Annotated in this window: 6 protein-coding genes and 1 pseudogene; 1 reads left to right on the top strand and 6 read right to left on the bottom strand. The window is 63.9% G+C overall.

The features are described 5' to 3' along the window. The 6 genes and pseudogenes from MOV75_RS23635 to aroA form a co-directional block, all read right to left on the bottom strand. A pseudogene (locus tag MOV75_RS23635) lies at positions 1–220 on the bottom strand (DUF1049 domain-containing protein); the annotation flags it as partial. Positions 221–376: 156 nt separating this feature from the next. Beyond that, positions 377–682, bottom strand: a complete 306-nt coding sequence (locus MOV75_RS23630; RefSeq protein WP_007598410.1) for an integration host factor subunit beta — start codon at positions 680–682, stop codon at positions 377–379. A 171-nt stretch (positions 683–853) separates the two neighbouring features. Further along, on the bottom strand, positions 854–1,834 hold the full coding sequence (gene sppA, locus MOV75_RS23625) for a signal peptide peptidase SppA (RefSeq protein ID WP_246929964.1): 981 nt from the start codon (positions 1,832–1,834) through the stop codon (positions 854–856). A 270-nt stretch (positions 1,835–2,104) separates the two neighbouring features. Then, on the bottom strand, positions 2,105–3,811 hold the full coding sequence (gene rpsA / locus MOV75_RS23620; protein WP_246929965.1) for a 30S ribosomal protein S1: 1,707 nt from the start codon (positions 3,809–3,811) through the stop codon (positions 2,105–2,107). Between the two features lie 267 nt (positions 3,812–4,078). Further along, positions 4,079–4,717: a (d)CMP kinase gene (cmk, locus tag MOV75_RS23615; RefSeq protein ID WP_246929967.1), complete on the bottom strand. Its 639-nt coding sequence runs from the start codon at positions 4,715–4,717 to the stop codon at positions 4,079–4,081. Further along, on the bottom strand, positions 4,714–6,051 hold the full coding sequence (aroA, locus tag MOV75_RS23610; RefSeq protein WP_246929968.1) for a 3-phosphoshikimate 1-carboxyvinyltransferase: 1,338 nt from the start codon (positions 6,049–6,051) through the stop codon (positions 4,714–4,716). Before aroA ends, cmk begins: the two co-directional genes overlap by 4 nt. Positions 6,052–6,211: 160 nt before the next feature. Here aroA and MOV75_RS23605 point away from each other — a divergent pair. Beyond that, on the top strand, positions 6,212–6,377 hold a 166-nt coding region (locus tag MOV75_RS23605), incomplete at its 3' end, for a TIGR02300 family protein (protein WP_247006712.1).

The following is a 6,377-nucleotide window of genomic DNA, read 5'->3' as shown; positions in this document are numbered from 1 at the left end:
AGCGCCGCTGGCCGACCCACACGGCAGAGCCGCCCGCGAAGACCCCGAGGGCGGCGATCAGGATCAGGAGCAGGAACAGCGGCAGCGTGACCGACAATGACGGGTCGTTCGCAATGAAGGGATCGAACGAGACTGTGATGAAGTGCCGGTTGGCGACCGCGAAGGCCACCAGGATCACGCCCAGCGGAATCACGATCAGCGCGGTCAGAAACTTTCGCATCTCGCTTCGCTCGCCTTGAATCAAGTTTCCGGCCGCATGTTACGCGACCGCGGCAAACCCAGACGTTGGCTTTAGAGCATGATCCGGAAAAGTGTGCAGCGGTTTTCCGAAAAGATCCTGCTCAAACAATGACCTGAAGCGCGATCTTTTCACGCTTCAGTCTGGCGCGCCGGGATCCGGATGGTCGCGATTCAGCCGTTCGCGCATTTCCTTGCCGGTCTTGAAGAACGGAACGCTCTTCTGATCGACGGGCACATGGGCGCCGGTGCGTGGATTGCGCCCGGCGCGTGCGGGGCGATGCTTGACCGAGAAGGCACCGAAGCCGCGCAGCTCGACGCGATCACCGCGCGCGAGGGCCGCTACGATCTCTTCGAGAATCGCATTCACAATGTTCTCGACATCCCGCTGGTACAGATGCGGGTTGTGCTCGGCGATACGCTGAACAAGTTCGGATTTGATCATCGAGAGATAGGACCCGGAAGCGTGCGGATGACCATTTCCGTGAAAATACCTTGATCTGTCAAGACGCTAAATCAAGGTTGAGCGTCGTGAAAATGCGTGACAAATGCCGAAAAAGCGGGCTGCCCCGGCGCCCGTCAGACGGGAAAACCCTCAGGCGCTCGCCCAGATCCCTCAGTTTGAGGCGGCCGGCTGCCACAGGGCCAGCATTCCATCCATTCCGAACCGATCGACCGCCTGCGCAACGCCGGTTTGCCCAATTTGATGCGCAATCGAGCCCAAACCGAGCGCTTCCAGCGTGATGGCGGTGGCTGTCTTGAGGAACGACAGATCGCCAAAGCGCGGCTCGAGCTTGTAATCACGCACGGAGAGCCCCTTCTTGACGCCCTTCTGCTCGACCAGCCAGGTCACCGCGGTCTTCTCGTCGCCGATCTGATCGATCAGCTTGAGATCGATCGCCTGGCGTCCAGTGAAGACGCGGCCATCGGCCACTTTCTCGAGCTGCGTGTCATCCATGCCACGCCGTTCCTTCACCAGTCCCCTGAACCAGGCGTAGGAATCCTTCACCAGCGCATCGAGCGCAGCGCGCGCCTCGGGGCTGGTGGGCTCGAAACCGTTGGGCGCGGCCTTCAGCGGCGACGACTTCACCTCCTCGACCTTGACGCCGATGGTCTTCAGGAGCTCCGAGACGTTGGGATATTGGAACAGCACGCCGATCGACCCGACCAGCGAGCTCTGCTGGGCAATGATGTGGTCGCTGGCAATCGCCGTGATGTAGCCCCCGGAGGCAGCCAGGCCCTCGACCACCACGACGAGCGGCTTCTTTGCCTTCAGCCGGACGAGCGAATCGTAGAGCTGCTCGGAGCCGGCAGTGGTGCCGCCCGGCGAGTTGATGTGAACGATGACGGCGGCGGCCTGCGAATTCTCCAGCCGCTCCAGCGCCTGCGTGCGATCGGAATCGCTGCGGATCAGGCCCTCGATGTGGACCCGCGCGATCGCGCCGGCGGATGCGAAGGTGCCGCGCGCGCCGGGTGTCGCAATCAGCGCAAAGCTTGCGATCGCCGCGATCGCGATCAGCGCGGCCATGACACGCCAGAACGTCAGCTTGCGACGGATCCGGCGGCGATCGACGATGATGTCCGAATCGAGCGACATCGAGATATCTCCAAATGAAAGGCCGGGCGCGTTGTGCCGTCACGGCGTGACCAACGGCTTATCTGGATACATCAATTGCGGCGTAATTTGAAGAAAACAAGGCTGTGACTGCGTAGCCCGGATGGAGCGAAGCATAATCCGGGGAAGTCGATCCGCGAGGTGAGAATCCCGGATGTCGCTGCGCTCATCCGGGCTACAGGCGGCAACTACGAGCACAAAAAAGCCCCGGCTCGCGCCGGGGCTTCGATGTCAGCGAAACGCAGGTTTCGCTTACTTGCTGTCGCGGTTCTTGAGCGCGGTGCCCAGGATGTCGCCGAGCGTCGCCCCCGAATCGGAGGAGCCGTACTGCGCGATGGCTTCCTTCTCTTCGGCGACTTCGAGCGCCTTGATCGACACCTGGACCTTGCGGGCCTTCTTGTCGAACTGGATCACGCGGGCATCGACCTTCTCGCCGACGGCAAAGCGTTCGGCGCGCTGGTCGTTGCGGTCACGGGCGAGCTCCGAGCGCTTGATGAAGGTCGAGAAGTCGGTCCCGGTGATCTTCACCTCGATACCGCTCTCCTTCACTTCGAGCACTTCGCAGGTCACGACCGCGCCCTTCTTGACATCGCCCGGCTCGGCGAAGGGGTCGCCTTCGAGCTGCTTGATGCCGAGCGAGATACGCTCCTTCTCGACGTCCACATCGAGCACAACGGCCTTCACCATGTCGCCCTTCTTGTAGTTGTCGATCACCTGCTCGCCCGGAAGCTTCCAGTCGAGGTCGGAGAGATGGACCATGCCGTCGACGTCGCCCTCGAGGCCCAGGAACAGGCCGAACTCGGTCTTGTTCTTGACCTCGCCCTCGACCGTCGAACCGGTCGGGTGACCTTCGACGAAGACCTCCCAGGGGTTGCGCATGGTCTGCTTGAGGCCCAGCGAGATGCGGCGCTTGACGGAATCGACTTCCAGCACCTGCACGTCGACTTCCTGCGAGGTCGAGACGATCTTGCCGGGGTGCATGTTCTTCTTGGTCCACGACATCTCGGAGACGTGGATCAGGCCTTCGATGCCCGGCTCGAGCTCGACGAACGCACCGTAGTCGGTGATGTTGGTGACGCGGCCGGTGAAGCGGGCACCCAGCGGGTACTTGGCTTCGATGCCCTGCCACGGATCATCCAGCAGCTGCTTCATGCCCAGCGAGATGCGGTGCGTCTCGTGGTTGATCTTGATGATCTTGACCTTCACGGTCTGGCCGATCGAGAGCACCTCGGTCGGATGGTTGACGCGGCGCCACGCGATGTCGGTGACGTGCAGCAGGCCGTCGATGCCGCCGAGATCAACGAACGCACCGTAATCGGTGATGTTCTTGACCACGCCGTCGATGACCTGACCCTCTTCGAGGTTCTGCACCAGCTCCTGGCGCTGCTCGGCGCGGGTCTCTTCCAGCACGGTGCGGCGGGACACGACGATGTTGCCGCGGCGGCGGTCCATCTTGAGGATCTGGAACGGCTGCGAGTTGTTCATCAGCGGCGCGACGTCGCGGATCGGACGGATGTCGACCTGCGAGCGCGGCAGGAAGGCCACGGCACCGTCGAGATCGACGGTGAAGCCGCCCTTGACCTGGTTGAAGATGACGCCGTTGACCTTCTCGTTGTTCTGGAACGCCTTTTCGAGCTTGCCCCAGCTCTCTTCGCGGCGCGCCTTGTCGCGCGACAACACGGCTTCACCGAGGGCGTTCTCGATGCGATCGAGGAACACTTCAACCTCGTCGCCGACCTTCAGTTCACTGTCACGGCCGGGGCCGGAAAATTCGCGCAGGGCGACGCGGCCCTCGGTCTTCAGGCCGACGTCGATGACGGCCATGTCCTTTTCAATTGCAACCACCTTGCCCTTGACGACGGAGCTTTCCTGCAGGTTGCCACCTGCGAAGGACTCGTCGAGCATCGCCGCGAAATCGTCGCGCGACGGGCTATAGGTATCAGCAGAAGTCGAAGCCATTTGTTCTCCAGTTGCGGATGTCGTGCCGGCCGTTGGGTTCATGGGCGCATCGCACACGCAGTGTCGGAAGGTCCGCAAAACCTTCGAGCGACCGCTCGCTGCTCCGGCCTTGGCGGCGGAACAGCGGAAGCGGGCCGGCAGAGGCCCGCGCGTCCGATACGTGGAAAATCTTTGTCCGGAGCCTGGATCGCGCCGGTCCCAAACAGGGACCTGACGTATCGACCTCAAAGAGCGGGAGCGGGCGCTTCCTCCAATGACGGCGGCGGCTTAACCCCGCGACCGGCCCGCTCGGACAGCCTCGATAATGTCGATGGCGGCCCGGACGCCGCCTTCTATATCCAGTTGGGAGTTATCTAGCAAGTAAGCATCCGGGGCCGGTTTCAAAGGCGCAATCGGGCGGTTCTTGTCGCGTTCGTCGCGCTGGATGATATCGGCGAGCACCGCAGCCTCGTCCGCCTCCTCGCCCCTCGCCTTGGCCTCCATGGTCCGGCGGCGGGCGCGGACCTTGGGGTCGGCGACGACGAAGATTTTCACGTCGGCGTCCGGGCAGATCACGGTTCCAATGTCCCGGCCATCCAGTACGGCGCCGGGTGGATCGGCGGCGAATTGCCGCTGGAAATTGACCAGGACCTCGCGCACCCCAGGGATCGCCGAGACAATCGAGGCGCCCTCACCGGCCTTCTGGGTCTTCAGGGCCGGATTGCCGAACTTCTCGGGATCGAGCTCCAAGGCCGCCTGCACCGCAGCCGCCTCGTCGTTGAGATCGTGCCCGGACTGCATCAGCGCATAGGCCACCGCGCGATAGATCACGCCGGTATCGAGATGACGATAGCCGTAATGGTGCGCAAGGCGCTTGCCGAGCGTCCCCTTGCCCGAGGCCGCGGGCCCATCGATGGCGATGATCATGAAAAGTCGGCCCCTAGCGAACGCATCATCGGAATGAAATCCGGAAAGCTGGTGGCGATGAAGGCGGTGTCGTCGACGCTCACGGGCTGGTCAGAGGCGCAGCCCATCACCAGCGCGGACATCGCGATGCGATGGTCCATGTGGGTGGCGACGAGGCCGCCGCCGGGAACGTGGCCACGGCCTTCGACGATGAGATCGTCGCCGGACACCTCGACCTTCACACCGTTGACGCGCAGCATGTCGGCGGTTGCCTCCAGGCGGTCGGATTCCTTGACGCGCAGTTCGTGCAAGCCGCGCATGATCGTTGTGCCTTCGGCGAAGGACGCCGCCACCGCCAGCACCAGATATTCGTCGATCATCGAGGGCGCGCGCTCCGGCGGCACCTCGACGCCGCGCAGCTTCGAGGCCCGCACGCGCAATTGCGCCATCGGCTCGCCGGCATCACCCCGCACTTCGCTTTCCTCGATGGAAGCGCCCATCTCGCGCAGTGTGGTGAACAGGCCGGTGCGCAGGGGATTGGTCATGACGTCGGACAGAACGACGTCGGAGCCCTCGACGATCAGCGCTGCGACCACCGGGAAAGCCGCCGAGGAGGGGTCGGCGGGGACCACCACGGTGGCGCCATGCAGCTCGGGTTGGCCCCTGAGCGTGATACGGCGGCCATGCACGCCCTCCCGCGCGGAGGAGATGTCGGCGCCAAAATGCTTCAGCATCAATTCGGTGTGGTCGCGGCTGGCTTCGGTCTCGATCACCGTGGTGGTACCCGGCGCAGCCAGGCCCGCCAGCAGCACCGCCGACTTGATCTGGGCCGAGGCGACCGGGGTTGTGTAGGTGATCGGCAGCGGATCGCGCGCGCCCTGGAGGGTCAGCGGCAGCCGACCGCCCTCACCACCAGAAACGACCTTCGCGCCCATCTTTTCGAGCGGATCGAGGATCCGGCGCATCGGGCGGCTGCGCAGCGAGGCGTCGCCGTCGAACACCGCCGAGATCGGGCATCCCGCCACGGCGCCCATCACCAGCCGGCAGCCGGTGCCGGAATTGCCGAAATCCAGCGCGGCCTTGGGCTGGGCGAAACCCGCGACGCCGACGCCGTTTAGCTTCCAGGCGAAATCACCGATGCGCTCGACCTTGGCGCCCAGCGCCTGCATGGATTTGGCGGTGTTGAGGACGTCCTCGCCCTCCAGCAGACCTGAAATCTTGGTCTCGCCGACCGCGAGCGCACCCAGGATGAGGGCCCGGTGAGAGATCGACTTGTCCCCGGGCACCCGTACTTTCCCGGTCAGGGGACCGCTGGCGCGAGACTGAAGCGGCCTCGGTTGGTCGGAATGGGTCAAGATTGTGTCCTTGGATGAGCCCCGAGGGGACTGCGGCGCAGGTACCACATGGTCCGCGCCCCGTCACGGGCATGTCGTTCTCCCGTAATGCGCTATTGACAGCGGGCCGCCAACTAGCCAAGTGAAACACCGCTTTTCAGACATTCCCAGGATTCCTGCCGTGGCCAAGTCCGAACTCGGAACTAAACGTATTTGCCCGACCACGGGCAAGAAGTTCTATGACCTCAACAAGAATCCGGTGATCTCGCCCTATACCGGCGAAGTAGTGCCGATCGCCCCGGTGGCGCCGGCGCGCGTACCCCGCGGCGCCGAAGCCCGGCACGCGG

Source organism: Bradyrhizobium sp. PRIMUS42 (genome assembly GCF_023006515.1).
Classification (GTDB): domain Bacteria; phylum Pseudomonadota; class Alphaproteobacteria; order Rhizobiales; family Xanthobacteraceae; genus Bradyrhizobium.
The sequence above is the reverse complement of the archived record's forward strand: the minus strand, read 5'-3'. Positions and strand labels throughout refer to the sequence as shown.

Coding starts and splice junctions, on each gene's coding strand:
- MOV75_RS23630 (WP_007598410.1), bottom strand. CDS start 682: ATGATCAAATCCGAACTTGTTCAGCGTATCGCCGAGCACAACCCGCAT.
- sppA (WP_246929964.1), bottom strand. CDS start 1,834: ATGTCGCTCGATTCGGACATCATCGTCGATCGCCGCCGGATCCGTCGC.
- rpsA (WP_246929965.1), bottom strand. CDS start 3,811: ATGGCTTCGACTTCTGCTGATACCTATAGCCCGTCGCGCGACGATTTC.
- cmk (WP_246929967.1), bottom strand. CDS start 4,717: ATGATCATCGCCATCGATGGGCCCGCGGCCTCGGGCAAGGGGACGCTC.